Raw genomic sequence first — 25,293 nt, forward strand, 5'->3', positions numbered from 1 at the left:
GTGGGAGCGGGTTTACCCGCGAAGATCGCGACGCGGTGCATGGCACCGGCGTTGCCGGTGTTCGCGGGTAAACCCGCTCCCACAGGGTATGAGTCAGCAGGCCTATTGAGTTTCAGCCCTTCTTCTTCGGCTTCAGGTACTTCATCAACCCCTGGAACCACATCACCAGCGCCGGGTTGCCCTTGATCTGGATGTGCTTGTCCTGAATCCCCTGCATGAACGCCAGTTGCTTGTTACCTGCCTGCATGGTGGTGAAACCATAGGCAGCGTCCTTGAAGGCGATGGCGAACGCTGGCTGCGGGTGCGCACCGCCCTTGCTGCTGATGCGTTCGTTGTTGACTATGAAGTGCCGGGCGACCTTGCCGTCCAGGGTCTGCATCTGGAACACCAGGTCCTTGCCCTTGAGCTGCTGCTGGAAAGCCGGGTTGTTGCGGCTGGCCCTGGCCATCAACAGCCCCATGGCCCAGAGAAGAAAGCGGAACTTCATCAACGCGCCTCGAATTAAAAGTGACTAAGGCGCGCAGTCTATCCTTTTCCAGAACTATTTATGCAAGTTCGAAACATTTTGCCTGCAGAAAGCACAACGGGCGCCCTGAGGCGCCCGCTTGGCTGACACTGGGGTTGTCAGGGAGCGATCACTTGCCTTTCTTGGCCGGCTTGACGGGGGCGTTGACGCTGTCGCGCAAATTCTTGCCTGGCTTGAAAGCCACGGTATTGCTGGCCTTGATCTTGACCGGTTCACCGGTTTGCGGGTTCTTGCCGGTACGCGCACCGCGATGACGTTTTTCGAAGGTGCCGAAACCGACCAGGGTCACGGTGTCCTTGTCCAGGGCACCCGTGATGCTGTCGAGAATCGCGTTCAAAACCTGATTGGCCTTTTCCTTGGTCAGATCGGCCTTTTCGGCGATGACGGCGGCGAGTTCTGGTTTGCGCATAGTGAAGCCTCTTTGACGGAATTCTTGTTGTTATGCCGTGCTGCCCTGGGAGCAGCGCTCAAGGCACCGCAGGCTCTAATCTGCGGCAGACGGAAGTGAGGATGGCACGTGCACAGGGGCCGCGCCAGTATCTGGGCGGCCATTGTGCAAGCAACAACAGGATAAATCCGACAGAACGCCAGCTATTTACGCCATAACGGCCGGCAGCTGGCGATTCAGGGCCAGCTTTTCCATCACGGCCGCCCCGGTGAGGGCGTAGCCCAGCAGCGTGCCCTCTGCATCAAGGCAGAGCACCTTGAGGTCACTGCCCTGCCCCTCTACCTGCCAGGTGCCTTCGTGGCCTTGGGGCGGCGGCGAGACCACCAGCGGACAGGCCGGGGTTTTCACGGTGATCGGCATCGGCCCGTAGGCGACCGTTGTCGGCTTGCCGGCCAGGGTTTGCGCCAGGGCCCGGGCACAGCTCATCAGCGGCATCACATAGAGCAGGTTGATGCCATCGACTTCGGCACAGTCGCCAAGGGCAAAGATGTTGGCGTGGGACGTGCGCAACTGGCGGTCCACGCAAACGCCGCGGTTGGTCTGTAGGCCAGCGGCGGCAGCCAGGTCGGTGCGCGGGCGCAGGCCGATGGCCGAAACCACCAGGTCGCAGGCGATCACGCTGCCGTCGGACAGGTGCGCCTCCAGGCCCTGGGCTACCTGCTGCAGGCGGGTCAGTACCGGGCCGAGGTGAAAGCGCACGCCCAGGCCTTCCAGCCCGGCCTGCACGGCAGTGGCAGCGGCCGGGTGCAGCAGGGTCGGCATGACTTGCTCGCACGGCGCCACCACATCGACCTGGAAGCCGCCCAGGCTCATGTCGTTGGCGAATTCGCAGCCGATCAGGCCGGCACCGAGGATCAGCACGCGCTGTTTGCCGACGGCAGCAGCACGGAAGCGCGCGTAATCTTCCAGATCATTGATCGGGAACACCCGATCGCCGCCATCACCTTCGATCGGCACCTGCACCGTCTGCGCACCCCAGGCCAGCACCAGATCGCGGTATTCCACTGCCTCTTCACCTATCCACAAGCGCTTGTGGCCCGGGTCGATGCCGCTGATGCGGGTATGGGTGCGAATCTCGGCATTCAGTTGCTCGGCCATGGCGCCCGGCTCGGCCATGCACAGGCCGTCGGCGTCCTTCTGCTTGGCAAAGCCGGTGGACAGCATGGGCTTGGAGTAGGAACGACCGTCATCGGCGGTGATCAGCAGCAGCGGCGTCTGCGCATCGAGCTTGCGAAATTCACGGGCCAGGTTGTAGCCCGCAAGGCCGGTACCGATGATTACCACAGGGGACGTCATGTCGTGCTTTCCTCGATTAGCCGATGGAGATCATTTCAAAGTCGCTCTTGCCCACGCCGCAGTCGGGGCACAGCCAGTCTTCAGGCACGTCTTCCCAGCGTGTGCCGGGGGCGATGCCGTCGTCGGGCCAGCCTTCGGCTTCGTCGTAGATCAGGCCACAGACAATACATTGCCACTTCTTCATCAGGTCTTTTTCCTCGGTTCAAGCTGGAGCTTTGTGTTGCTGCTGATGGCCTCTTCGCGGGTGAACCCGCTCCTACAGCGACTGCGTAGCCTGTGGGAACGGGTTTACCCGCGACGAAGCCTGCGGGCAATTCGTGGGGCTTTGTAGCGGCCCTGTCAGCAGTATGCAAGCAGTCCGGGCAATCATGCTAAGCTCGCCGCCTCTCTGGTTGTAACAAGCAGACCGACGTGTCGTACGAATCCCCGCAAGCAGCCGCTGTCGCGTGGCTGCCGTATTCACGGCTGGCGACCGACATCGACCAGCCCACCCTTCACTGGCTGTTCGACGAGGGCTCGCTGACCCGTCGCCTGACCCGCCTGTCCAACGATCACTTCTCCGTCACGCCGCTATTCGAGGGCTGGCAGCCGCTGCGCGATGACGAATGCCAGGCACTGGGCATCGCCGCCGGTGCCGAAGGCTGGGTGCGCGAGGTGTACCTGCGCGGCCATGGCCAACCCTGGGTGTTCGCCCGCAGCGTCGCCAGCCGCAGTGCCCTGGAGCGCGGCGGGCTGGACCTGGAAACCTTGGGCAGCCGTTCGCTGGGCGAGTTGCTGTTCTGCGATCAGGCATTCATCCGCCACCCGATCGAGGTGTGCAGTTATCCACAGGCCTGGCTGCCGAGCGAAGCCGCCCATACTGCGCTGTGGGGCCGCCGGTCGCGCTTCGAACGTGGCGGCCTGGACCTGCTGGTGGCAGAGGTGTTCCTGCCGGCATTGTGGCAAGCGGCCAAGGAGGAAAACCGCTGATGTACATGCAACTGCTGAAGTCGCTCAACCGCCTGCACCCGCGGGCCTGGGACTTTGTCCAGCTCAGCCGCATGGACCGGCCAATTGGTATCTACCTGCTGCTGTGGCCGACCTTGTCGGCGGTGTGGATTGCTGGCAACGGCTCACCAACCCTGGCCAACGTGCTGATCTTTGGCCTCGGTGTGGTGCTGATGCGCGCCGCAGGTTGCTGCATCAACGACTTTGCCGACCGCAAGGTGGACGGCCACGTCAAACGCACCGCCGACCGCCCCCTGGCCAGCGGCCGGGTCCGCCCGCGCGAAGCACTGGCGCTGTTCGCCATCCTGGTCGGAGTGAGCTTCCTGCTGGTGCTGTGCACCAACAGCCGCACGGTGTGGCTGTCGTTCGGTGCGGTAGCTCTGGCGTTCTGCTACCCGTTCATGAAGCGCTACACCTATTACCCGCAGGTGGTGCTGGGGGCGGCGTATTCCTGGGGCATTCCCATGGCCTTCACCGCAGCGGGTGGCGAGCTGCCGGCCAGCGCCTGGCTGCTGTACATCGCCAACCTGCTGTGGACGGTGGGCTACGACACCTACTACGCCATGGTCGACCGTGATGACGACCTGAAGATTGGCGTGAAGTCGACCGCCATCCTGTTCGGCGATGCCGACCGCACCATCATCCTCACCTTGCAGCTGCTGTCGCTGGGCTGCCTGTTGCTGGCCGGCAGCCGCTTCGAGCTGGGTGGCTGGTTCCACCTGGGGCTGCTGGGCGCGGCGGCGTGCTTTGCCTGGGAGTACTGGTCGACGCGCAAGCTGGACCGGGAGTCGTGCTTCAAGGCGTTTCTGCACAATCACTGGGCGGGGATGCTGGTGTTTATCGGGGTAGTATTGGATTACGCACTGCGTTGAAGCTGAGGGCCCTATCGCCGGCAAGCCAGCTCCCACAGGTGCAGCGCTGCCTTCACAGCTTGCGCATAACCTGTGGGAGCTGGCTTGCCGGCGATGGACCGCAAAGCGGCCCCGGCAATCTCAAGGCTTGGCAACGTGCCAGACGTCCTTCATGCCGTCACCGGTCATGTCGCCGGCCTTTTTGTCCTTGATGAAGGTGTACAGCGGCTTGCCGTCATAGGCCCACTGCTTGCTGCCATCATCGCGCATCACTACTGTCCACTTGTCCTTGGCCGGTTCGTCATTGGCCTGGACCATCAGCGGCGGCCAGTTTTTGGCGCATTCGCCATTGCACATCGACTTGCCGCCCGCATCCTTGTCGAAGGTGTACAGGGTCATGCCGGCATGATCGACCCACATGCCGCCCTTCTCCATCGCATGGTCGGCCAAGGCCACCCCCGGGAGCGCCAGCGCAGTGAAAAGGGCCATCCAGCTCAGCGTTTGTCGTGTCATTGGATTCACCATTGTTTCGGGGGGATTGGGTTCAAGTTGCCACAACCACGGCCCTTTCAAGCCTAGTTCAGTCACGGAATGTCGCCAGAACGGCCAACACCCTGTCACACAGCTGCAATAATTCCGTTATCTAATGCGGGCCAAGACACCGTATCCAGGAGAGGTTTTGAGCATGGTTGGCAGGAACATTCTGATCGTCGACGACGAAGCACCAATTCGCGAGATGATCGCCGTTGCCCTGGAAATGGCCGGCTATGACTGCCTGGAAGCGGAAAACTCCCAACAGGCCCACGCGATCATCGTCGACCGCAAACCGGACCTGATCCTGCTCGACTGGATGCTGCCAGGCACCTCCGGCATCGAGTTGGCCCGCCGCCTCAAGCGCGACGAGCTGACCGGCGACATCCCGATCATCATGCTCACCGCCAAGGGTGAAGAGGACAACAAGATCCAAGGCCTGGAAGTGGGTGCCGACGACTACATCACCAAGCCGTTCTCACCACGCGAGCTGGTCGCCCGCCTGAAAGCCGTGCTGCGTCGCACCGGCCCGAGCGATAGCGAGGCACCGATCGAAGTCGGTGGCCTGCTGCTCGACCCGATCAGCCACCGCGTGACCATCGACGGCAAGCCAGCCGAGATGGGCCCTACCGAATACCGTCTGCTGCAGTTCTTCATGACCCACCAGGAGCGCGCCTACACCCGTGGCCAACTGCTGGACCAGGTATGGGGCGGTAACGTCTATGTCGAGGAACGCACCGTCGACGTACACATCCGCCGCCTGCGCAAGGCGCTGGGTGAAGCCTACGAAAATCTGGTACAAACCGTCCGGGGCACCGGCTACCGCTTCTCGACCAAGAGCTGATCGAGCTGAAAGGCGCCAAGCTGCACGTCGTTGTACAAGGACCGTCAATTGAACCAGAACTGGCACGCGACCCTGATTCGCCACCTGCTGCTGCTGATTACCGTCTGCCTGATCGGTGGGCTGGTCAGTGGCTACTATGGCTGGAGCCTGGCCATCGGCCTGGCGCTCTACCTGGGCTGGACCCTCAAGCAACTGCTGCGCCTGCATGACTGGCTGCGCAACCACCAACCCGACGAAGCACCGCCCGATGGCTACGGGCTGTGGGGCGAGGTGTTCGACAGCATCTACCACCTGCAACGCCGCGACCAGCGTGTACGCGGCCGCCTGCAGGCGGTGATCGACAGGGTGCAGGAGTCTACTGCCGCACTGCGAGACGCAGTGATCATGCTCGACAGCGATGGCAACCTGGAATGGTGGAACCGCGCCGCCGAGACCCTGCTGGGCTTCAAGACCCCACAGGACGGCGGCCAGCAGGTGACCAACCTGGTGCGCCACCCGCGCTTCAAGGAGTACTTCGAGGCAGGAAACTACCTCGAGCCGCTGGAAATCCCTTCGCCGATCAACGACCGCATGCGCGTGCAGTTGCACATCACCCGCTACGGCAACAACGAGCACCTGATGCTGGTGCGCGACGTTACCCGCATCCACCAGCTGGAGCAGATGCGCAAGGACTTCGTCGCCAACGTGTCCCACGAGCTGCGCACGCCGCTGACGGTCATCACCGGCTACCTGGAAACCCTGCTGGACAACGTCGAGGACGTGAACCCGCGCTGGAGCCGAGCCCTGCAACAGATGAGCCAGCAAGGCTCACGCATGCAGACACTGCTCAACGACCTGTTGCTGCTGGCCAAGCTTGAGGCCACCGACTATCCGTCGGACAACCACCCGGTGGCGGTCGATGCCTTGCTCTGCGCGATCAAGAACGACGCCCAGGCTCTGTCCGGGCCCCGCAAACAGCGCATCACCCTTGAAGCCGCGCCCGGTGTGCAGTTGAAGGGCAGCGAGTCAGAGCTGCGCAGTGCCTTTTCCAATCTGGTGTTCAACGCGGTCAAGTACACCCAGGACGAAGGCAGCATCCGGATTCGCTGGTGGGCCGATGCCCAGGGCGCACACCTGTCGGTGCAGGACTCGGGGGTGGGCATCGATGCCAAGCACCTGCCACGTCTGACCGAGCGCTTCTACCGGGTCGACTCCAGCCGTGCGTCGAATACCGGGGGCACCGGGCTGGGGCTGGCGATCGTCAAGCATGTGCTGATGCGCCACCGCGGCAAACTGGAGATCAGCAGCGTGCCAGGGCATGGCAGTACGTTTACCTGTCACTTCGCACCAGCACAATTGGCCAACGGCAAGGCTTGAGATCGGGGCTGCTGCGCAGCCCTTCGCGGGCACGCCCGCTCCCACAGGGACCGCAATAAGTCCGCCACCCTTTGCTTTTACCGCACCAGCCGCTACATTGGACCCCCTGTGCCAGCAAGAGCTGGCACTTTTTTTCTCTCTATCTCGAAGACGGACCCCGTAAAAACTCCATCATGGACCCTTCCCCTGGTATCAGCCTCACCTCGTTATTCGCCGATTTCGGCATGATCATCTTTGCCTTGCTCCTGGTGCTGCTCAACGGCTTCTTCGTTGCCGCCGAGTTCGCCATGGTCAAGCTGCGCGCTACCCGCGTCGAGTCCATCGCCGAGTTGCATGGCTGGCGTGGCAGCATCCTGCGCAAGGTGCACAACCAGCTCGACGCCTATCTGTCGGCCTGCCAGCTGGGCATCACCCTCGCCTCGCTGGGCCTTGGCTGGGTCGGTGAACCGGCGTTCGCCCATCTGCTCGAGCCGCTGCTGGCATACCTTGGCGTGGACACGCCCGAGCTGATCAAGGCGATCTCGTTCTTCGTCGCCTTCTTCGTCATTTCGTACCTGCACATCGTGGTCGGTGAGCTGGCGCCCAAGTCCTGGGCCATCCGCAAGCCAGAACTGCTGTCGCTGTGGACCGCCGTGCCGCTGTACCTGTTCTACTGGGTGATGTACCCGGCCATCTACCTGCTCAATGCCAGCGCCAACACCATCCTGCGCATTGCTGGCCAGGGCGAGCCCGGCCCGCATCACGAGCACCACTACAGCCGTGAAGAACTCAAGCTGATCCTGCACTCCAGCCGTGGCCAGGACCCGAGCGACCAGGGCATGCGCGTGCTGGCCTCTGCCGTGGAAATGGGCGAGCTGGAGGTGGTCGACTGGGCCAACTCGCGCGAGGACATGGTCAGCATCGACGCCCATGCGCCGTTGAAGCAGATCCTGGCGCTGGTACGCCGCCACAAGTTCAGCCGCTACCCGGTGTACGACGCCGAGCGTGAGGAGTTCACCGGCCTGCTGCATATCAAGGACCTGCTGCTGGAACTGGCCGAACTCGAGCACTTGCCCGAAACCATCGACCTCGACGACCTGGCCAGGCCGCTGGAGCGCGTGTCGCGGCACATGCCGCTGGCACAGTTGCTGGAGCAGTTCCGCAAGGGCGGCGCGCACTTCGTGCTGGTGGAGGAAGCCGATGGCAAGGTGATTGGCTACCTGACCATGGAAGACGTGCTGGAAGTGCTGGTGGGCGATATCCAGGACGAGCACCGCAAGACCGAGCGCGGCATCCTCGCCTACCAGCCGGGCAAGCTGCTGGTGCGTGGCGACACGCCGCTGTTCAAGGTCGAGCGCCTGCTGGGCGTCGACCTTGACCATATCGAGGCGGAAACCCTCGCCGGTCTGGTCTACGAGACGCTCAAGCGCGTGCCTGAAGAAGAGGAAGTGCTGGAGGTCGAAGGGCTGCGCATCATCATCAAGAAGATGAAAGGGCCGAAGATCGTGCTGGCCAAGGTACTCAAGCTGGATTGAGGGCCAGGGGGCTGCTTTGCAGCCCATCGCGACGCAAGGCCGCTCCCACAGGGGTTCGCGTATCCCTGTAGGAGCGGCCTTGTGTCGCGATAGGGCCGCAAAGCGGCCCCAAAAATCTCAGGGGTTACCCGCGGTAAAGTCAGGCAACCCACCAATCGGCCTGTCGAACCGATAAGGTATCGACTCCAGCGCCAACCCCACATTGCGCTGCACCACGAAATGCAGGTGGGGCCCGGTACTGTTGCCGGTATTGCCCGACTTGGCCAGCATCTGCCCCTGCCGCACTCGTTGCCCCTCCGCCACTACCACCGACCCGCGCATCAGGTGCAGGTAGACGCCCATGGTACCGTCCGGGTGCAGGATCCTGACGAAATTGCCCGAGGGGTTGGGGCCGCGCCCGCTCTGGCTGTTCTCCGTCTTCACCACCACCCCTTCCCGCGCCGCGATGATGGTGGTGCCTTCGGGCATGGCGATGTCCATGGCGTAACGCCCCTTGGGCCCAAAATGACTGACCCGGCCATTGGGGCCCTGGGTCACGCGGAACGGCCCGCCAATCCAGGGGAATGCATAGCGGAAGCCCTGGGGCCGCTTGCCCGGGTCGCCCATGGCCTGTAGCAGGGTCGAGCGGTAGTTCAGCAGCATCCCGGGGCGCCCCCTGAGCACGCTTAGCATTTGCGTGGTGCGCGGCGGCAGTACCCGGCGCACGGTACGCGGGGCATTGCCACCTTGTGCATTCACCAGGTTGTCCAGGCGCAACTCCACCTCCACTGGCACGTGTAGCTGGTTGCGGGCCGAAAAGCTCACGCCGCCGTTGAAGGTTATCGCGTTCAGCAGAACCTGGCCTTCGGGCACCTCGACCATAGGTACGCGCCGCACAAAGGTTTTGGCACCGGGGCCGGGCCGGTCGGAATAGGAGGTCACACGGCCATCATCGGTGATCTCGTAAATGGTCATGCCCAGGCTCGACGCCGAGGCCATGAGCAATGCACAGAACAGCAGCAGGCGGGCGGGCATGATAGTGGCTTTTTGACAGTTGCGATCTGTCGAAGCCTAGCAGGGGGTTTTGTGACGGGTATGACAGTTGGTCGGATGGCGTCAACAGGACTGGCCCCATTGCCGGCAAGCCAGCTCCTACAGGAAATGCACAAGGCCAGAAGTTGACGCTGTACCTGTGGGAGCTGGCTTGCCCGCAATGGAGCCAGTAGTCATTACTCAGGCGCCCGGGGTGAAATGCTTCTGCGCCGTCCCGCGGGCAATCAGCCGCGACAGGTAGTCGAGCTTCTGGGCATCCTGATCGACGAACTTGAAGGTCAGTTGCAACCAGTCACTGTCAGGCTTGGGTTCCAGTGCCGCGACGGCATGCAGGTAGCCGTTCAGGCGCGCAACTTCGGCGTTCTCGCCCTGTTCCAGGTCCAACACTGCGCCTTCCAGTACTTGGGGAAGCGCTTCGCCACGGCGCACCACCAGCAGCGCCTCTTTCAGGCTCAGCGCCTTGATCACGCACGGCTGCATGCCGCCGGCCAGGCGCAACTGGCCCTGGCCACGACCGGTCGGCGCGGGAGTGGCGGGCCGGGGGGCATTGGCCACTGGCCTGGCGGGTGCGGTTGCAGGTGCCGGAGCTGGCGCCGCGACCTTCACCGCTTCAGGCTTGCCGGCTGTCAGCGCATTCAGCGAGTCATTGGCGAACGCCGAGTTGGCCCGTGCCGGGCCGCTGGACATCAGGCTGTCGAGCTTGCCGATCTTGGTCAGGGCCTTTTTCACCTTGGTCAGCAATTGCTCGTTGGTGAATGGCTTGCCGACAAAATCGGAAACGCCCGCCTGAATCGCCTGGATGACGTTTTCCTTGTCGCCACGGCTGGTCACCATGATGAATTGCAGGTTCTTCAACTCAGGCTGCTGGCGGCACCAGGTGAGCAGTTCCAGGCCGGACATTTCCGGCATTTCCCAGTCGCACAGAACCAGGTCGAACGCTTCCTTGCCCAGCATGGCCATTGCCTTGCGACCGTTGACGGCGTCGTCGATGGTCATGCCCGGGAAGGCATTGCGCAGGCATTTGCGGACCAGATCACGGATAAACGGGGCGTCATCCACGACCAGCACATTCACTTTACTCATCGATACTCCTTCTGAATCCCGACTAGCCTACCGCCGAATAATGGCCACTTGCTACAACCTGGTCACGCCGGGACTTCTTCACATCGTTCGCGGGTGCCTGCCGGCTCCTCGACCGCAAACGAAAACGCCCGGCCAAGGCCGGGCGTCGATGCTCGGGAGCAACCTTACTTATCGTCAGGTTCGGCCGGAACATTAGCGTTTTCGCCGTCGGAAACAGCAGTGCCTTGCACTTCTGCCGTCATGCGCTTGAGGCCCATGTGACGCACGTCGGTGCCGCGCACCAGATAGATCACCAGCTCGGAGATATTGCGCGCATGGTCGCCGATACGCTCCAGCGAACGCAGGACCCAGATAACGCTCAGTACCCGCGAGATCGAGCGCGGGTCTTCCATCATGTAGGTCACCAGCTCACGCAGGGCGGTCTTGTATTCGCGGTCGATGGTCTTGTCGTACTGGGCCACCGACAGCGCCAGGTCGGCGTCGAAGCGGGCAAAGGCATCCAGCGCGTCGCGGACCATGTTGCGTACCTGGTCGCCGATGTGGCGCACCTCGACATAGCCGCGCGGTGACTCGCCTTCCTCGCACAGCTGGATGGCGCGGCGGGCGATCTTGGTCGACTCGTCACCGATGCGCTCCAGGTCAATCACCGACTTGGAGATGCTGATGATCAGACGCAGGTCGGAGGCCGCCGGCTGACGACGGGCGAGGATGCGCAGGCACTCCTCGTCGATGTTGCGCTCCATCTGGTTGATCTGCTCGTCGACTTCGCGCACTTGCTGGGCCAGGCCCGAGTCGGCTTCGATCAGCGCAGTGACTGCATCGTTGACCTGCTTTTCGACCAGGCCACCCATGGCCAGCAGGTGACTACGCACCTCTTCGAGCTCGGCGTTGAACTGCTGGGAAATGTGATGCGTAAGGCTTTCTTTGTTGATCATCGTTCGCTCCGCGAAGAAGCTGCAAGCTTCAATTTGTTCGTCTCGTTCCCTGGCCTGTAGGAGCGGGTTTACCCGCGAACACCGGCGAAGCCGGTGCCAGACACCGCGGCGCCTGCTTCGCGGGTAAACCCGCTCCCACAGCGGCCAGGCACCTATCCGGAGCGGCGATTAGCCGTAGCGACCGGTGATGTAGTCTTCGGTCTGTTTCTTCGCCGGGTTGGTGAACAGGGTGTCGGTATCCCCGAATTCGACCAGTTTGCCCATGTACATGAACGCGGTGTAGTCCGAAACACGGGCCGCCTGCTGCATGTTGTGGGTCACGATGACGATGGTGTACTTGGATTTCAATTCGTAGATCAGTTCCTCGACCTTCAGGGTCGAGATCGGGTCCAGTGCCGAGCACGGTTCGTCGAGCAGCAGCACTTCCGGCTCCACGGCGATGGTACGGGCGATGACCAGACGCTGCTGCTGGCCACCGGACAGGCCCAGTGCCGAATCGTGCAGGCGGTCCTTGACCTCGTCCCACAGTGCCGCGCCCTTCAGCGCCCATTCGACCGCTTCGTCCAGCACGCGCTTCTTGTTGATGCCCTGGATCCGCAGGCCGTAGACCACGTTTTCGTAGATGGTCTTTGGGAACGGGTTGGGCTTCTGGAACACCATGCCCACACGACGGCGCAGCTCGGCCACGTCTTCGCCCTTGCGGTAGATGTTATTGCCATACAGGTTGATGGCGCCTTCCACGCGGCAACCATCAACCAGATCGTTCATGCGGTTGAAGGTGCGCAGCAGGGTCGACTTGCCGCAGCCGGACGGGCCGATAAAGGCGGTCACGCGCTGCTTGGGAATGTTCATCTGCACATCGAACAGCGCTTGTTTGTCACCGTAGAACAGGCTCAGGCCCGGCACTTCGATGGCTACGGTTTCTTCGGCCAGGCGCAGGCTCTGCTTGTCGCGGCCCAGGGCAGACATGTCGATGCCGTGGGTATGGGATTCTTGCTGCATGGTCAACTCCATACGCTAACAATTCGTTTCTAAGGGCCGCCCGTTTCACGGGCGGCACGCTTGCAATCAGGATCAGCTGTCGAGGGCCTTGTACTTCTCGCGCAGGTGGTTACGGATCCACACGGCCGAGAGGTTGAGGGCCGCGATCACCAGCACCAGCAGCAACGCCGTGGCGTATACCAGCGGCCGCGCGGCTTCTACGTTGGGGCTCTGGAAGCCGACGTCATAGATATGGAAGCCCAGGTGCATGATCTTCTGGTCCAGGTGCAGGTACGGGTAGTTCCCGTCCACCGGCAGGGATGGAGCCAGCTTTACCACACCCACCAGCATCAGCGGCGCCACTTCACCGGCGGCGCGGGCCACGGCGAGGATCATGCCGGTCATCATCGCCGGGCTGGCCATCGGCAGGACGATCTTCCACAGGGTCTCGGCCTTGGTAGCGCCCAGGGCCAGCGAGCCTTCGCGCACGGTGCGCGGGATACGCGCCAGGCCTTCCTCGGTGGCCACGATCACCACCGGCACGGCCAGCAGCGCCAGGGTCAGCGATGCCCACAACAGGCCTGGGGTACCCAGGGTTGGCGCCGGCAGTGCTTCGGGAAAGAACAAGCGGTCGATCGAGCCGCCCAGCACGTAGACGAAGAAGCCCAGGCCGAACACGCCGTAGACGATCGCGGGCACACCAGCCAGGTTGTTCACCGCGATGCGGATCAAGCGGGTCACCGGGCCCTGTCTGGCGTATTCGCGCAGGTACACGGCAGCCAGCACACCGAACGGGGTGACGATCACGGCCATGATCAGAGTCATCATCACGGTACCGAAGATGGCCGGGAAGATACCGCCCTCAGTGTTGGCTTCACGCGGGTCATCGCTGAGGAACTCCCAGACCTTGGTGAAGTAGGTGCCCAGCTTGGTGAACCCCGACATGGCGTTAGGCTGGATGGCGTGTACCACCTTGCTGAGGTTGATTTCCACTTCACGGCCGTTGCCATCGCGGGCCACCAGGCTGTCGCGAGCGAAGGCCTGGTGCAGGCCAGTCAGGCGGTCTTCGATGGCCTTGTATCGGCTGTTCAGCCCGGCGCGCTCGGCGTCCATGTCAGCCTGGGCGGCGGCGTCCAGCTTGCCGTCCAGCTCCAGCTTGCGCGCCTGCAGACGCAGGCGCTCGAGGCCATGGTTGATGGCACCGATGTCTTTCTTTTCGAGGCTTTGCAGTTCGCTGTTGAGCTGGTTGGCGCGCTTGAGGCGGGCCTGCAGTTCGACCCAGGCCGCAGCACCTTCGGCGACCACGCGGCCTTCTTCCTTGATGCTGACCAGGTAGCCGTAGAAGTTGCCCCACTCGCGGCGCTCCAGGGCGACCAGGTCGGTCGGGTGCCTTTCGTCGACCAGCCAGTCGCCGACCACCCAGGTGAAGTCGCTGCCGTTGAGGTCGCGGTTGCCCACCTTGATCAGCTCACGGGTCATGAACTCCGGGCCTTGGTCAGGCACTGGCAGGCCGGCGCCCTTCAGACGGGCACGGGGTACTTCTTCCTTTTGCACCACTTCGCCAATGACGACATGGTCGGCCTGGCCCGGCACCTTGTAGGTAGCCTGGACAAGATCGGCCGGCCAGAAGTGGCCCAGGCCGCGCACGGCAATCACCGCCAGCAGGCCAACGGTCATGATCACTGCCATGGCCACCGCGCCGCCGCTCATCCAGACGCCTGGGGCGCCGCTCTTGAACCAGCCTTTGAGGGAATCCTTTTTCACGGATCGCTACCTTTCTATCAAAGCGACGAGTATTTCTTGCGCAGACGCTGGCGAATCAGCTCGGCCAAGGTGTTCATGATGAAGGTGAACATCAGCAGCACCAGCGCGGCCAGGAACAGCACGCGGTAGTGGCTGCCGCCGACTTCCGATTCCGGCATTTCCACCGCCACGTTGGCGGCCAGGGTGCGCATGCCCTCGAACAGGTTCAGCTCCATCACCGGGGTGTTGCCGGTGGCCATCAGCACGATCATGGTCTCGCCCACCGCACGGCCCATGCCGATCATCAGCGCCGAGAAGATACCTGGGCTGGCGGTGAGGATGACCACGCGAGTCAGGGTCTGCCATGGCGTCGCTCCCAGGGCCAGGGAGCCCAGGGTCAGGCTGCGCGGCACGCTGAACACGGCGTCTTCGGCGATGGAGTAGATGTTCGGGATGACCGCGAAGCCCATGGCGATACCCACGACCAGGGCATTGCGCTGGTCGTAGGTTATCCCCAGGTCGTTGGTGATCCACAGGCGCATGTCACCGCCAAAGAACCAGTTCTCGAGGTGCGGGCTCATGGTCAGGGCGAACCACCCGGTGAACAGGATGACCGGGATCAGGATCGCCGCTTCCCAGCCATCCGGGATACGCAGGCGAATCGACTCGGGCAGGCGGGTCCAGGCGAAGCCGGCCAGCAGGATACCGAGCGGCATCAGCAGGAACAGGCTGAACACGCCCGGCAGGTGGCCTTCCAGATACGGGGCCAGGAACAGGCCGGCGAAGAAGCCGAGGATCACCGTCGGCATCGCTTCCATCAGTTCGATCACCGGCTTGACCTTGCGGCGCATGCCCGGGGCCATGAAGTAGGCGGTGTAGATGGCCGCGGCAATCGCCAGCGGGGCCGCCAGGATCATGGCGTAGAACGCAGCCTTGAGGGTACCGAAGGTCAGCGGCGACAGGCTCAGTTTGGGCTCGAAGTCGGTGTTCGAAGCGGTCGATTGCCAGACGTATTTCGGCTCGTCGTAGTTCTCGTACCAAACTTTGCCCCACAGCGCGCTGAAGGAAATTTCCGGATGCGGGTTGCGCAGGCTAAGTGGCAGCAGCTTGCCACCTTCCTCGATGATGATGCGGTTGGCACGTGGCGACAGGGCCAGGATGCCTGGGCCTTCGGCGGCCGGCTCTACCAGCAGGGTACGGTGCGCGGTGCTGTGGAACACGCCCAGCTCGCCTGCGGCGTCGAGGGCGACGAAGCCCTTGCGGCGCTCTTCGGCGTCGATCTGTACGACCGCGGCCTTGCCCATCTGGAAGGTGCGGATCAGCTTGAAGCGCGATTCGCCATCCGGGTCACGGGCCATGAACCACTGGGCCAGGCCGCCCTTGGAGTCGCCGATGATCAGCGAGATGCCGCCGACCAGCTGGGCGGTGGCGGTAATTTCGGTGTCGGCGCTTTCAGACAGCTTGTAGCGGCCGTTGAGGCTCTTGTCGCGCAGGTTGAACACGTCCGCGGTGGCACGGCCGTTGATCACGTACAGCCACTGCTGACGCGGGTCGATGAAGATGTTCTTCACCGTTTCGGTCATCTGCGGCAGTTCGATGCGGTTCTGCTCGGTCGTGACCTCTTCGGTCATCATGTTTTCGGTGCGGGTCAACTCGACCACCTGCAGGTGCGCGCCGGTGGAACCAGCCAGCAGCAGGGTGTCGCCATTGACGTTTACGCTGACATGATCCAGCGCACGCCCCTGCTCGTCGAGCACGAACGGCTGCTCGCCGTACGGGTAGTCGATGCCGGGGGCGATGGTTTTCTTGTTGTCCGGGTAGGTGATCTTGTAGGTGTGGTGAAACACCAGCGCCTGGCCATTGGACAAGCCCAGCACCACCAGCGGGCTACCCGGCTGGTCGGCACTGATCGAAGTGACCTGGGTGCCTGCCGGCAGTGGCAGGTCGACACGCTTGAGCTCGTTACCGGTCTTGGTATCGAAGAACAATGCCTGGCCCTTGTCCGAAACGCGCATGCCCACCAGGTTCTGCTCTTCAAGCGCGATCATCAGCGGTTTGCCGGCATCCTGTTGCAGCCAGCTCGGCTCCAGGGCTTTCTTGCTGGTCAGCTCGGCGCCCTGGAACAGCGGCAGCACCACATAGGCCAGATAAAAGAAGATCAGGGTGATAGCCGCCAATACGGCAAGCCCGCCCACCAGTACATACCAGCGGGTCAGGCGGTCCTTTAGCGCGCGCATGCGGCGCTTGCGTTGCAACTCCGGCGTATTGAAATCAATCCGCACGGGCTGGGAGTTTTGGGTCATGTTGGAATTGGCCAGATCATTCATGCGCACACCCTAGCGGTCCCGTGTGACAAAAACATTACAAATTGGTGACGCACGAAAGCCCGCCGCACAGGAAACCTGGCTTCGGACTGAAATTTCGTGGAAGAGGCCGGGCATCAGCGCCGGCCTCCCCCTCAGTTACTTACTTCTTTGCGACGTTACCTGCGTGGGACAGGCCCAGGTCAGCCAAGGTCTTGTCGACGACTTTGGCCGGCAGCGGGATGTAGCCATCCTTCACCACGACCTGCTGGCCGGCTTGCGACAGCACCAGCTTGACGAACTCGGCTTCCAGCGGAGCCAGAGGCTTGTTCGGAGCCTTGTTGACGTAGACGTACAGGAAGCGCGACAGCGGGTAGGTGCCGTTCAGAGCGTTGGCTTCGTTGTCTTCAACGAACTCGCCGCCTTCCTTCTTGGCCAGGGCCACAGTCTTGACGCTGGCGGTCTTGTAGCCGATGCCCGAGTAGCCGATGCCGTTCAGCGAGGAGCTGATCGACTGCACGACCGAAGCCGAGCCAGGCTGTTCGTTGACGTTAGGCTTGAAGTCGCCTTTGCACAGGGCTTCTTCCTTGAAGTAGCCGTAGGTGCCCGATACCGAGTTACGGCCGAACAGCTGTACTGGCTTGTTGGCCAGGTCGCCGGTCACGCCCAGGTCACCCCAGGTCTTGACGTCGGCTTTGCCACCGCACAGGCGGGTGGAAGAGAAGATGGCGTCGACCTGGGCCATGGTCAGGCCTTTGATCGGGTTGTCCTTGTGCACGAACACAGCCAGGGCGTCTACGGCGACCGGGATGGCGGTCGGTTTGTAGCCGTACTTCTGCTCGAAGGCCTGCAGCTCGACGTCCTTCATCTTGCGGCTCATCGGGCCGAGGTTGGCGGTGCCTTCGGTCAGCGCGGGTGGCGCGGTGGAGGAGCCGGCAGCCTGGATCTGGATGTTTACGTTCGGATATTCCTTCTTGTAGGCCTCGGCCCACAGAGTCATCAGGTTGGCGAGGGTGTCCGAACCGACGCTGGAGAGGTTGCCCGAAACACCAGTGGTCTTGGTGTAGGTCGGGATCGCAGGATCGACAGCGGCTACCGCGTTGGCGGTTGCAACGCCAGCGGCGGCAAAGGTGAGGGCCGCCATCAAACGCTTCAGTTTCATGCCTTGCTCCTAGCAGGAATATTGGGGTGTTGGATGGAACGGGCCCAAGTATCTGCAGGCCGCATGAATACGATATGACTTGAATATGACAATTGGATGAAAGGCCATCATCAAAAGCAGGTCTGGCCTCTTCGCGGCTAAAGCCGCTCCCACAGGTGCGGCATTGCCTTGAAGCCGGTGCGATTTCTGTAGGAGCGGCTTTAGCCGCGAAGAGGCCAGCAGCCTTAACGCTTGTTGGCCAGGAGGTACAGGCCAACAACCAGACCAACGGCACACAGCCCCGCCACATAGTAGGCCGGCGCCATCGGGCTCACTTTCAGCAGCGCAGTCACCACCATCGGTGTCAGCCCGCCAAAGATCGCGTAGGCCACGTTGTACGAGAACGACAGCCCGCTGAAGCGCACCACCGCCGGGAACGCCTTGACCATCACATAAGGCACCGCGCCAATCACGCCCACGCACAGGCCGGTCACTGCATACAGCGGGAACAGCAGCTCGGGCCGGGTCGGCAGGCTGTGGTAGAAGGTCCAGGAGGTCGCCAGCAGCAGCAGGCTGCCGATCACGAACACCCGGCCCGCGCCGAAGCGATCGGCCAGGCTGCCAGCGCCGATGCAGCCGAAGCTGAGCAGCACGATGGCCAGGCTGTTGGCCTTGAGCGAGTCGGTTGGGCTGATGTGGTAGATGCTCTGCAGCAGCGCCGGAGTCATCAGGATGAGCACCACGATGGCGGCTGACAGCATCCAGGTCAGCAGCATCGACAGGATGATCGCGCCGCGATGGTCACGCAGCACCGCGCGCAACGGCAGCTCCTCGGCCAGCGCCTTGCGCTGCTGCATCTCGGCGAACACCGGGGTTTCGTGCAGCCAACGGCGCAGGTACACCGAGAACAGGCCGAATACACCGCCAAGCAGGAACGGGATACGCCAGGCGTAATCGGCCACTTCCTGTGCGCTGTAGACGCTGTTGATCAGGGTCGCCACCAGCGAACCAAGCAGGATGCCCGCGGTCAGGCCTGCGGTGAGGGTGCCGCAGGCGTAGCCGGTGTTGCGCTCTGGCACGTGCTCGGACACGAATACCCAGGCGCCCGGTACCTCGCCACCGATGGCCGCGCCCTGGATCACGCGCATCAGCAGCAACAGGATCGGCGCCCACATGCCGATCTGTGCATAGGTCGGCAGCAGGCCCATGATCAGCGTTGGCAGGGCCATCATGAAGATGCTCAGGGTGAACATCTTCTTGCGCCCGAGCAGGTCACCGAAGTGGGCCATGATGATGCCGCCCAGCGGCCGCGCCAGGTAGCCGGCGGCGAAAATGCCAAAGGTTTGCATCAGGCGCAGCCATTCGGGCATGTCAGCCGGGAAAAACAGCTTGCCGACCACTGTGGCGAAGAACACGAAAATGATGAAGTCGTAGAACTCCAGCGCGCCGCCCAGGGCGGACAGTGAGAGGGTCTTGTAGTCACTGCGGGTCAGCGGCCGCGAAGGCTGCTCGATACTGCTCGGCACGGAGGTCATCGCTCATTGTTCTCTTTGTGGGCATGCAGGCCGCTTGGCATGCGGCTTCTGGATTGGGAGACAGGCGAAGATAGCAAATTGCTGAGCTGCGCCGAAAGCGATACAAAATCCCTACACATATTCATGAATGCGCGGTCGTCGCTGGCCGTTATGCTCTATATACTGGCACTTCGTAGGAAAAGGTTGCTCCTAACGTGGGATGTTGTGCGAAAACGCCGGTCATTACTGTCAGGCGGTTTCGCAGAGTTTCCCTACGGCCGCCCAGTGAAACGAAATCGGCGTAGTATGTTTCAAGCTGAATCGTTTACCCGGCCTTTGCGCCACACCAACGAAAAGCGTCACGGGTCAGAGGCCCCATCGCATGATTGAGCTCGAACAAGAAGATCCAATCCCGCAAGGCGACCTGGCCTTGCAGATCACCGCACTCCCGCGCGAAACCAACGGGTTTGGCGACATCTTCGGCGGCTGGCTTGTCGCCCAGATGGACCTGGCCGGCACCGCCATGGCCAGTCGTGTCGCCGGCGGCCGCGTGGCCACCGTGGCCATCGACCGCATGGCCTTTCTGGTCCCGGTCGCCGTCGGCGCGCAGCTATCGTTCTATACCCAGACCCTGGAAATCGGCCGCAGCTCGATCCAGATGATGGTCGAAGTGTGGAGCGACGACCCGCTGTCCAGCGAATGGCGCAAGGTCACCGAAGCAGTCTTCGTCTTCGTCGCTATCGACGGCAGTGGCCGCACCCGCTCCGTACCTCGTCGCTGAGCCACGCCGGCGGTAAACTCATTGCATGTGCCCGGGTCCAAGGCCCACTGGCAATCAATGAGATGAATGCAATGGCTACCTTCCAGGTCGTAACCGAGCAACATGGCGAACTCAACTGCTGGCGTATCAGCAGTGACCACGCCGAACTACTGATCGCCCAGCAGGGCGCGCAGATCCTCAGCTACCAGCGCGTTGGCCAGCCACCGCTGCTGTGGCTGAGCGACCAGGCCATCTTCCGTAAGGGCAAGTCGGTACGCGCCGGTGTGCCGGTGTGCTGGCCGTGGTTCGGCAACCTGCAGCGCAACCCCCAGGCCGTGCAGGCCATGTACCACGGCGAACAGGCACCCGCCCACGGCCTGGCGCGCGCGCGCGACTGGCAATTGCTGGGTATCGAGGAGGCGGGCGAAGGCCTGCGCATCGAATTCGAACTGCCGGAAGCGCAGGGTGACCTGCCTGGCTGGCCTCATGACGTCGAGCTGAAGCTGGTAGTGGAGCTGGGCGAGGACCTGCGGCTGAACCTGACCAGCCGGAACATGGGAAATACCCCCGTCACCATCAGCCAGGCACTGCACAGCTACTTTGCCGTCAGTGATGTGCGCCAAGCGCGGGTCGAAGGGGTGGAAGGGCTGAGCTATATCGAGACCCTGGCTGACTGGGAGCAGCGCCAGCAGAAGGGGCCACTAGGGTTTGCCGGGGAGACTGACCGGATCTACCTGGCGACCCCGCAAACTCTTAGCATCGTCGACCCGCATTGGGAGCGGCGCATTACCTTGACCAGCAGTGGGTCGCGCTCGGCGGTGATCTGGAACCCTTGGACTGAACGGGCCAGGGAACTGCCAGACATGGCCGACGATGGGTGGCAGCGGATGCTGTGCATCGAGACGGCGAATGTGTGGGATGACTTGGTGGAATTGAAGCCTGGGGGCAGCAGCTCGCTGGTGGTCAGGATTGGCTGTGAAATGATCTGAGTCTTGCAGTGCCTATGCGGGCCTCTTCGCGGGCTTGCCCGCTCCCACAGGTACTCCACAAGCCTTGAAAATTGTGGAGTACCTGTGGGAGCGGGCAAGCCCGCGAAGAGGCCAGTGCAGGCGATCAGAGGTCTGCGTCCTCCACCACCCTCACCTTCCCGGCATCCAGCGCATAGGCCGCATCGGCCAGGTCATTGCTGACCTTCTCCACCTTCAGCTTGCCGCTGACCCACAGCGGTGTGTAGATATCATCGATCTTCAGACCCTTCGGATAGCGCACCAGCACCAGCTGGTTCGGCGGTGGCGGCGGCACATGGATGCACGCGCCCGGGTACGGCACCAGGAAGAACAGCGTGCTGTTGCCCTTGGCATCACTCTCCAGCGGCACCGGGTAGCCCCCAAGGCGAATATCCTTGCCATTCATGGCCGCCACCGTCTTGGTCGAGTACATCACCGCCGGCAGGCCTTTGCTCTGCTTCAGGCCGCCCTTGTCGGTAAAGGTACCCATGGCTTCCGGCGAATTGTGGTCGATTTCGGGCATTTGCTCGAGCGCCTGCTGATCAGACTCGGGCATCAGCTCCAGCCAGTCGGTTTCAGGCAGTTCGGCATGGGCCAGGGCGCTGGCCAGCAACAGTGGGGCGAGGAAAAAGGCACGCATGAAAATGCTCGGCAACTCCAATGAATTGCCGGGCATTCTAACCACTAATCAGCGCTTCTTGATGAATCCGTAAATCAGCAGAAGGATCACGGCACCGACCAGCGCGCCAAGGAATCCCGCAGCCTGCCCGGCCTGATAGATGCCCAGTGCCTGGCCGCCGTAGGTGGCCAGCAGGGAGCCGGCAATCCCCAGCAAGATGGTCATGATCCAGCCCATGCTGTCGTCGCCCGGCTTGATGAAGCGGGCCAGCAGGCCAACGATGAGGCCGATGAAGATGGTTCCAATGATACCCATGGCAATCCCTCTGCAGTGAAGATGGAACAAGCCAAAGCCTAGACAGCGCTTTGGCTCGTTGCCATTTCAGAGGGCAAGCCGCTGGTAGAAGTTCGATCAGTTGCCGATCAGGGCTTCTACTTCGGCAATCTTGCGCTCGAGGGTGGCCATGTCGTGGCAGCGCAGGGTGGCGTGGCCAACCTTGCGACCGGCCTTGAACGCCTTGCCATAGTGATGCAGGTGGCAGTCACCGATGGCAACTACCTTTTCCACCGCCGGCACTTCACCGATGAAGTTGAGCATCGCGCTCTCGCCGACCTTGGCGGTCGAGCCCAGCGGCAGGCCGGCGACGGCGCGCAGGTGGTTCTCGAACTGGCTGCATTCGGCGCCTTCGATGGTCCAGTGCCCTGAGTTGTGCACGCGCGGGGCAATTTCGTTGGCCTTCAGGCCACCGTCCACTTCGAAGAACTCGAAGGCCATGACGCCTACGTAATCCAGCTTTTGCAGCACACGGCCGACGTAGTCTTCGGCCAGGGCCTGCAGCGGATGCGCCTGGCTGGCGACCGACAGGCGCAGGATGCCGCTTTCGTGGGTGTTGTGCACCAGCGGGTAGAAGCGGGTTTCACCATCACGGGCACGCACGGCTACCAGCGACACTTCGCCGGTGAACGGCACAAAGCCTTCCAGCAGGCAAGGTACGCTGCCCAGCTCGGCAAAGGTACCGACCACGTCCTCAGGCGTGCGCAGCACCTTCTGACCCTTGCCGTCGTAACCCAGGGTGCGGGTTTTCAGCACGGCCGGCAGGCCGATGCTGGCCACCGCGGCGTCCAGGTCGGCCTGCGAGAGGATGTCGGCGAAGGCCGGGGTAGGGATACCCAGGTCACGGAACATGCTCTTTTCGAACAGGCGGTCACGGGCGATGCGCAGCGCTTCGGCGCTGGGGTACACCGGCACGAACTGCGAGAGGAAGGCCACGGTCTCGGCCGGGACGCTTTCGAACTCGAAGGTGACCAGGTCGACTTCGTCGGCCAGCTGACGCAGGTGGTCCTGGTCGCCGTAGTCGGCACGCAGGTGCTCGCCCAGCGGCGCGGCGCAGGCGTCCGGCGCCGGGTCGAGGAAGGCGAAGTTCATGCCCAGCGGGGTACCCGCCAGGGCCAGCATGCGGCCCAGCTGGCCGCCACCGATTACACCGATCTTCATGGGTTGAGCCTCAAGCCTGGCGCGGGTCTGGGTTGTCCAGCACGGTGTCGGTCTGTTCCGTGCGGAACTGCTTGAGCGCCGCGTGGTACTGCGGGTACTTGGCGCCGAGGATGCTGGCCGACAGCAGCGCCGCGTTGACCGCACCGGCACGACCGATGGCCAGGGTGGCAACCGGCACGCCGGCTGGCATCTGCACGATCGACAGCAGCGAATCGACACCCGACAGCATCGACGATTGCACGGGCACACCCAGCACCGGCAGGTGGGTCTTGGCGGCGCACATGCCTGGCAGGTGGGCAGCGCCACCGGCACCGGCGATGATCACCTCGATGCCACGACCCTCAGCCTCCTCGGCATACTGGAACAGCAGATCCGGGGTACGGTGGGCGGAAACCACCTTCACCTCGTAGGGAATGCCGAGTTTTTCCAGCATATCGGCGGTGTGGCTAAGGGTGGACCAATCGGACTTGGAGCCCATGATCACGCCAACCAGTGCACTCATCGTCGAGCCTCTCCTGCAAGCGCCTTCTGGCGCGCTAAAAGCAACAAGCCACGCAGGTGGGCCGGCGTGGCTTGTCATACGGATTCTAAATCGACCAGGTCGGCCGAAGGCGCGGGATTGTAGCGTATTTCAAGGCCCTGCGCCCACCCCCGCAAGCACATGTCTGATCAAAGGGCAAGCTGTCTCGCAGGACAACTTTTTCCTGCCGCCTCTGGGTTGACGAATACCAGACGCTTGTATCCCCGATCTCGAAAATTCAGGTACGTACATATGAGTGTTTCACGCCTCTTCGCGCTTTCGTGTGGCCTGGTACTCAGCTTGCAACTGCCAGCTGCTTCTGCTGCCCGCTCGCTTACCGTCACCGTCTATGTTCACGACGACCTTGCCGACATGAGCGATGAGCAATTGAACAAGGACTTCTTTCAGCATTGGCTGGACGAGATGCGCAGTTTCAGCCAACAGTCCATCGAGGTCATATTTCAACGCGAGGTAGAACACATTACCGATATTGCTTATGCAGGAATGCCGTCCGCTCAACTACTCGAGGCCTTCGCCCGGCAACTGCATGAACAACAGCGCCACCCATCCTTTTCCTTTATGGATAAACAGCTGCTGCTGACGCGCAACAGCTATGATCACAGCGGCCTGAACTACAACGCAGGCCTTGCCTATCAGAAGCAAAACACGGCTATTGCGTCGGCAGGTGCATACGGTGCTCCAGCCCATGAAATCGGTCATTTGCTAGGCGCCACGCACGAAGATGCCGAACTGAAATTCAATGGCTGGGTGTGTGAAACGTACACCCACCCCCGTGTACCGGCCCGATCCAATTGCTACCGCTATAGCGACAAGAATCGCGCGAATATCGCGGACTACTTGAAATACAACTCAAACTGAAGCCTCACCTTGTGCGCCTGACGACTCAAGCTTTCGCCACAACAAGCGGACGTTGGCCTTGCGCACCAGTGCGCAGCGGTACAGACGAATTTCCAGTGGCACATGCCACTGGCTGCCGCCGCAGATCGCCAGTTCGCCCCGCTCCAGTTCGCCACGCATCGACAGGCGCGGCACCCAGGCGATGCCCATGCCCTCCAACGCCATGCTCTTGAGGCTGTCGGCCATGGCGGTTTCGTAGACGGTGGTATAGCGCAGATTTCGCTGGCGCAGCAGCAAATTGACCGACCGACCGAGGAAAGCGCCGGCGGTATACGCCAGCAGCGGCACACTGCCCTCGCCTTCCAGGTCGAACAACGGCTTGCCGTCGGCATCCACGGCGCACACCGGCAACATTTCAGTGGTGCCCATGTGCAGCGACGGGAAGATTTCGGCATCCATCTGCAAGGCGGCATCCGGGTCATAGAAGGCCAGCATCAGGTCGCAACCACCTTCACGCAATGCATGTACGGCATCTCCGACGTTGGTCGCAACCAGGCGGGTGGCGATGTTCAAACCATCGTTGCGCAACTGGGCCACCCAACGCGGGAAAAAGCCCGACGCCAGCGAGTGTGCAGCGGCCACCTGTACCACTTCACCCTGCCCGCCCTCCAGGTGATGCAAATGGCGGAGAATTTCGCTCAATTGGTCGACAACAGTACGCGCGGTGACGAGAAACAGCTGCCCGGCCTCGGTCAGTTCGATCGGCGTGCGGGAACGATTCACCAATTGCAGGCCCAAAGCTGCTTCCAGACTGCGTATACGCCGGCTGAAGGCAGGTTGGGTAACGAAACGCCGCTCTGCCGCCTGGGAAAAACTGCGGGTCGCAGCCAGCGCGCTGAAGTCTTCCAGCCATTTGCTTTCAAGGTTCACGAAGCACATCTCCTGGCGCG

General features: G+C 62.4%; 26 protein-coding genes. 8 read left to right on the forward strand and 18 right to left on the reverse strand.

Annotated elements, in window-relative coordinates:
- Nucleotides 1-112: 112 nt before the first annotated feature.
- The 4 genes from NY023_RS26975 to NY023_RS26990 all read right to left on the reverse strand — a co-directional run bounded on the left by NY023_RS26975 (nt 113) and on the right by NY023_RS26990 (nt 2,454).
- A complete protein-coding gene (locus tag NY023_RS26975) occupies nt 113-487 on the reverse strand; it encodes a helicase (protein ID WP_003258183.1) in 375 nt (124 codons plus the stop codon).
- Nucleotides 488-635: 148 nt separating this feature from the next.
- Complete coding sequence (locus tag NY023_RS26980) at nt 636-935, reverse strand: HU family DNA-binding protein (RefSeq protein WP_013974808.1); 300 nt, start codon at nt 933-935, stop codon at nt 636-638.
- A 186-nt stretch (nt 936-1,121) separates the two neighbouring features.
- On the reverse strand, nt 1,122-2,270 hold the full coding sequence (locus tag NY023_RS26985) for an NAD(P)/FAD-dependent oxidoreductase (protein WP_024087920.1): 1,149 nt from the start codon (nt 2,268-2,270) through the stop codon (nt 1,122-1,124).
- Between the two features lie 16 nt (nt 2,271-2,286).
- A complete protein-coding gene (locus NY023_RS26990; RefSeq protein ID WP_003253349.1) occupies nt 2,287-2,454 on the reverse strand; it encodes a rubredoxin in 168 nt (55 codons plus the stop codon).
- Nucleotides 2,455-2,681: 227 nt separating this feature from the next.
- Here NY023_RS26990 and NY023_RS26995 point away from each other — a divergent pair, with 227 nt between their 5' ends.
- Complete coding sequence (locus NY023_RS26995) at nt 2,682-3,239, forward strand: chorismate--pyruvate lyase family protein (protein WP_013974810.1); 558 nt, start codon at nt 2,682-2,684, stop codon at nt 3,237-3,239.
- A complete protein-coding gene (ubiA, locus tag NY023_RS27000) occupies nt 3,239-4,129 on the forward strand; it encodes a 4-hydroxybenzoate octaprenyltransferase (RefSeq protein ID WP_013974811.1) in 891 nt (296 codons plus the stop codon). The genes NY023_RS26995 and ubiA overlap by 1 nt, the downstream gene beginning before the upstream one ends.
- A gap of 120 nt (nt 4,130-4,249) precedes the next feature.
- Here the strand turns inward: ubiA and NY023_RS27005 are convergent, their stop codons facing one another.
- Nucleotides 4,250-4,621, reverse strand: a complete 372-nt coding sequence (locus NY023_RS27005) for a hypothetical protein (protein WP_023661987.1) — start codon at nt 4,619-4,621, stop codon at nt 4,250-4,252.
- 172 nt (nt 4,622-4,793) lie between these two features.
- Here NY023_RS27005 and phoB point away from each other — a divergent pair, with 172 nt between their 5' ends.
- From phoB to NY023_RS27020, 3 genes are all read left to right on the forward strand, one after another.
- On the forward strand, nt 4,794-5,483 hold the full coding sequence (gene phoB / locus NY023_RS27010) for a phosphate regulon transcriptional regulator PhoB (protein WP_003253341.1): 690 nt from the start codon (nt 4,794-4,796) through the stop codon (nt 5,481-5,483).
- 48 nt (nt 5,484-5,531) lie between these two features.
- Nucleotides 5,532-6,839 (forward strand): phosphate regulon sensor histidine kinase PhoR, encoded by a 1,308-nt coding sequence (gene phoR / locus NY023_RS27015; RefSeq protein ID WP_023661986.1) that lies wholly within the window; start codon nt 5,532-5,534, stop codon nt 6,837-6,839.
- Between the two features lie 173 nt (nt 6,840-7,012).
- Nucleotides 7,013-8,353, forward strand: a complete 1,341-nt coding sequence (locus NY023_RS27020) for a hemolysin family protein (protein WP_013974815.1) — start codon at nt 7,013-7,015, stop codon at nt 8,351-8,353.
- Between the two features lie 117 nt (nt 8,354-8,470).
- Here the strand turns inward: NY023_RS27020 and NY023_RS27025 are convergent, their stop codons facing one another.
- The 8 genes from NY023_RS27025 to NY023_RS27060 all read right to left on the reverse strand — a co-directional run bounded on the left by NY023_RS27025 (nt 8,471) and on the right by NY023_RS27060 (nt 19,106).
- Complete coding sequence (locus NY023_RS27025) at nt 8,471-9,367, reverse strand: M23 family metallopeptidase (protein WP_013974816.1); 897 nt, start codon at nt 9,365-9,367, stop codon at nt 8,471-8,473.
- A 198-nt stretch (nt 9,368-9,565) separates the two neighbouring features.
- Nucleotides 9,566-10,468: a response regulator gene (locus NY023_RS27030; protein ID WP_024087923.1), complete on the reverse strand. Its 903-nt coding sequence runs from the start codon at nt 10,466-10,468 to the stop codon at nt 9,566-9,568.
- Nucleotides 10,469-10,632: 164 nt separating this feature from the next.
- On the reverse strand, nt 10,633-11,403 hold the full coding sequence (gene phoU, locus NY023_RS27035) for a phosphate signaling complex protein PhoU (protein ID WP_013974818.1): 771 nt from the start codon (nt 11,401-11,403) through the stop codon (nt 10,633-10,635).
- A 168-nt stretch (nt 11,404-11,571) separates the two neighbouring features.
- Nucleotides 11,572-12,405 (reverse strand): phosphate ABC transporter ATP-binding protein PstB, encoded by an 834-nt coding sequence (gene pstB / locus NY023_RS27040; RefSeq protein WP_003258171.1) that lies wholly within the window; start codon nt 12,403-12,405, stop codon nt 11,572-11,574.
- Between the two features lie 72 nt (nt 12,406-12,477).
- Nucleotides 12,478-14,094, reverse strand: a complete 1,617-nt coding sequence (pstA, locus tag NY023_RS27045; RefSeq protein WP_169774682.1) for a phosphate ABC transporter permease PstA — start codon at nt 14,092-14,094, stop codon at nt 12,478-12,480.
- A 71-nt stretch (nt 14,095-14,165) separates the two neighbouring features.
- Nucleotides 14,166-16,454: an ABC transporter permease subunit gene (locus NY023_RS27050; RefSeq protein ID WP_023660638.1), complete on the reverse strand. Its 2,289-nt coding sequence runs from the start codon at nt 16,452-16,454 to the stop codon at nt 14,166-14,168.
- Between the two features lie 139 nt (nt 16,455-16,593).
- The gene (locus NY023_RS27055; RefSeq protein WP_013974822.1) at nt 16,594-17,592 is read right to left on the reverse strand and encodes a phosphate ABC transporter substrate-binding protein PstS; all 999 of its coding nucleotides are present in this window, start codon (nt 17,590-17,592) and stop codon (nt 16,594-16,596) included.
- Nucleotides 17,593-17,816: 224 nt separating this feature from the next.
- Complete coding sequence (locus tag NY023_RS27060) at nt 17,817-19,106, reverse strand: MFS transporter (RefSeq protein WP_003258167.1); 1,290 nt, start codon at nt 19,104-19,106, stop codon at nt 17,817-17,819.
- Nucleotides 19,107-19,467: 361 nt separating this feature from the next.
- On the opposite strand from NY023_RS27060, the gene NY023_RS27065 reads away from it, so the two are divergent.
- On the forward strand, nt 19,468-19,866 hold the full coding sequence (locus NY023_RS27065; protein ID WP_003253317.1) for an acyl-CoA thioesterase: 399 nt from the start codon (nt 19,468-19,470) through the stop codon (nt 19,864-19,866).
- 71 nt (nt 19,867-19,937) lie between these two features.
- Nucleotides 19,938-20,834: a D-hexose-6-phosphate mutarotase gene (locus NY023_RS27070; protein ID WP_031324246.1), complete on the forward strand. Its 897-nt coding sequence runs from the start codon at nt 19,938-19,940 to the stop codon at nt 20,832-20,834.
- Between the two features lie 124 nt (nt 20,835-20,958).
- Here the strand turns inward: NY023_RS27070 and NY023_RS27075 are convergent, their stop codons facing one another.
- The 4 genes from NY023_RS27075 to purE all read right to left on the reverse strand — a co-directional run bounded on the left by NY023_RS27075 (nt 20,959) and on the right by purE (nt 23,467).
- Nucleotides 20,959-21,492 carry a DUF3299 domain-containing protein gene (locus NY023_RS27075; RefSeq protein ID WP_371033897.1) on the reverse strand — a complete coding sequence of 178 codons (534 nt, stop codon included), beginning with the start codon at nt 21,490-21,492 and terminating at the stop codon, nt 20,959-20,961.
- Nucleotides 21,493-21,540: 48 nt separating this feature from the next.
- Entirely contained in the window at nt 21,541-21,786 is a 246-nt protein-coding gene (locus tag NY023_RS27080) for a GlsB/YeaQ/YmgE family stress response membrane protein (RefSeq protein ID WP_013974826.1), read from the reverse strand.
- 96 nt (nt 21,787-21,882) lie between these two features.
- Nucleotides 21,883-22,965 (reverse strand): 5-(carboxyamino)imidazole ribonucleotide synthase, encoded by a 1,083-nt coding sequence (locus NY023_RS27085; protein ID WP_013974827.1) that lies wholly within the window; start codon nt 22,963-22,965, stop codon nt 21,883-21,885.
- A 10-nt stretch (nt 22,966-22,975) separates the two neighbouring features.
- Complete coding sequence (purE, locus tag NY023_RS27090; RefSeq protein ID WP_003253304.1) at nt 22,976-23,467, reverse strand: 5-(carboxyamino)imidazole ribonucleotide mutase; 492 nt, start codon at nt 23,465-23,467, stop codon at nt 22,976-22,978.
- 270 nt (nt 23,468-23,737) lie between these two features.
- Between purE and NY023_RS27095 the strand changes: the two genes are divergently transcribed.
- Nucleotides 23,738-24,364 (forward strand): hypothetical protein, encoded by a 627-nt coding sequence (locus NY023_RS27095; protein ID WP_013974828.1) that lies wholly within the window; start codon nt 23,738-23,740, stop codon nt 24,362-24,364.
- Here the strand turns inward: NY023_RS27095 and NY023_RS27100 are convergent.
- Nucleotides 24,356-25,273 carry a LysR substrate-binding domain-containing protein gene (locus NY023_RS27100; RefSeq protein WP_013974829.1) on the reverse strand — a complete coding sequence of 306 codons (918 nt, stop codon included), beginning with the start codon at nt 25,271-25,273 and terminating at the stop codon, nt 24,356-24,358. The genes NY023_RS27095 and NY023_RS27100 overlap by 9 nt on opposite strands.
- Between the last annotated feature and the right edge of the window lie 20 nt (nt 25,274-25,293).

Origin of the sequence: Pseudomonas sp. NBB (assembly GCF_032701105.1) — a bacterium.
GTDB lineage: Bacteria > Pseudomonadota > Gammaproteobacteria > Pseudomonadales > Pseudomonadaceae > Aquipseudomonas > Aquipseudomonas asiatica.